Origin of the sequence: Methylobacterium sp. WL103, from assembly GCF_008039885.1 — a bacterium.
Lineage (GTDB): Bacteria > Pseudomonadota > Alphaproteobacteria > Rhizobiales > Beijerinckiaceae > Methylobacterium > Methylobacterium cerastii.
Genome location: NZ_VRUX01000686.1, coordinates 1 through 2,081 on the forward strand (window position 1 = coordinate 1; position 2,081 = coordinate 2,081).

Genomic DNA, 2,081 nt, shown 5'->3' on the forward strand with positions numbered 1-2,081 from the left:
CAAGCGGGGGCGAGGGCGCGAATGGTCATAGATCCTCGGGTGCGTTGCCGGCGCGTCGCGCCGCCTGTCCGGGGCTCGACGGCCCCGCCCTGCCTCATATCGAGCGCAGCCGACGGCGTTCAACCGGAATCCTCAGGCGCAAGGGGACGCAAGCGGCGGCTGCGGCAAATCTCCCGTCGTCGTTAAGCGGCGCTTTACGCATCTGGGCGAGGCTCCGGCTCGAAACGAAACACCCGCCGGTCGCGCCGGGCGCCGGAACCCGCAAGGTCCGGCGCCGCGGACGACCCGCGGCAGCGAGGAAGAGCCCGCATGGCGACAACGGTCCTGATCGTCGACGACGATCCCGTTCAGCGTCGTCTCGCCGAGGCGACGGTGCGCCGCTTCGGCTTCGAGGCGACGCTCGCGGAGAACGGTGCGGACGCGCTCGCCCTGCTGCGGACCCACCCCGAGATCGACGTGGTGCTCCTGGACCTCGTCATGCCCGGCGGCCTCGACGGGCTCGGCGTGCTGGCCGAGATGCGGAAATCCGGCCTCGACACCCCGGTCATCGTCCAGACCGCCAACGGGTCGATCGACGCCGTCGTCACGGCGATGCGCGCCGGCGCCGTCGACTTCGTGGTCAAGCCTGCCGGCGCCGAGCGTCTGCAGGTCTCGATCAAGAACGCGCTCCGGGTCGACCACCTTGAGGAGGAAGTCCGGCGCATGCGCCGCCGCGCCTCCGGCTCGCTCAGCTTCAAGGACCTGACCTCGAAGTCGCCCGACATGGAGCGGGTGATCCGGCTGGCCGAGCGCGCCGCGAAATCCAACATCCCGGTGCTGATCGAGGGCGAGTCCGGCGTCGGCAAGGAGGTTCTGGCCCGTGCGATCCAGGGCTCGGGCGAGCGGCGCGGAAAGCCCTTCGTCACGGTCAATTGCGGCGCGATCCCCGACAACCTCGTCGAGTCGACCCTGTTCGGGCACGAGAAGGGCGCCTTCACCGGCGCCACCGAGCGCCATGCCGGCAAGTTCGTCGAGGCGTCCGGCGGGACGCTGTTCCTCGACGAGATCGGCGAGTTGCCACTCGACGCGCAGGTGAAGCTGCTGCGCGCGCTGCAGGAGGGCGAGGTCGACCCCGTCGGGGGCAAGCGCAGCGTGCGCGTCGACATCCGCTTGGTCTCGGCGACGAACCGATCGCTCCTCGACCTCGTCAAGGAAGGGCGTTTCCGCGAAGACCTGTACTATCGCCTCAATGTCTTCCCGATGACGCTGCCCCCGCTGCGCGCCCGCCGCGAGGACATCCCCGACCTGGTGCGCTCGTTCTGCGCCCGGTTCGCGGCGGAGGAAGGCAAGCGCGTCCGCGCGATCACCGCCGAGGCGATGGCGCTGCTGACCCGCTACGGCTGGCCCGGCAACGTCCGGCAATTGGAGAACGCGCTGTTCCGCGCCGTCGTCCTCGCCGACGGCGACGAGCTGACGGTGGCCGAGTTCCCGCAGATCGCCGCCCAGGTCGAGGGGTTCGACGTGCGCATCCCGGCAGCCCCGGTGCAGCCGATGCTGTCGGCCCATTCGCCCGAGCCGGTGCGCGAGATCGTCCGCGTCGAGGTGCGCGATCCGCACGCCCTGTCGCTGGTGGTCGAGGATACCGGCGAGATGAAGCCGATGGATGCGCTGGAAGCCGAGATCATCCGCTTCGCGCTGCAATTCTATCGCGGCCGAATGTCGGAGGTGTCGCGCCGCCTCGGAATCGGCCGATCGACCCTGTATCGCAAGCTCAAGGAACTCGGGCTCGACGGCGACGCCAAGGCCGAGGACGCCGCGGCCTGATTGGCTTGCCAGAATCGGCCTGAAGGCTGGAAGCCCGCGCTCGATGCGTGGCGGATCAGACACTTGCCGGCACTCTGCGGCGCGCGCGGACGGGGTGCGATTGCACACGATCGGGCGAGCGCCGATACTGATAAGGTTGTGGGCGGCCTCGAGGTCGGTCCCCTGGAGGTTCGCAGATGAGCGTCTCGCGCTCGGCCCAAGCAGCCCTGGCCGTCCTGTTGGCCGGCTCCGTCGCGCAGGGCGTCCTGACGACGGCCGCCTCCGCACGCGGCGGGCTC

1 protein-coding gene is annotated in these 2,081 nt (G+C 70.2%); it reads left to right on the top strand.

Annotation, left to right across the window (positions count from 1 at the left end; translation table 11 throughout):
- Positions 1 to 309 precede the first annotated feature (309 nt).
- Positions 310 to 1,803: a sigma-54 dependent transcriptional regulator gene (locus FV222_RS24215; protein WP_147753634.1), complete on the top strand. Its 1,494-nt coding sequence runs from the start codon at positions 310 to 312 to the stop codon at positions 1,801 to 1,803.
- Positions 1,804 to 2,081 lie beyond the last annotated feature (278 nt).

Bases quoted from the DNA above. Each gene is read 5' to 3' on its own strand.
- FV222_RS24215 (WP_147753634.1), top strand. From the start codon at position 310: ATGGCGACAACGGTCCTGATCGTCGACGACGATCCCGTTCAGCGTCGT.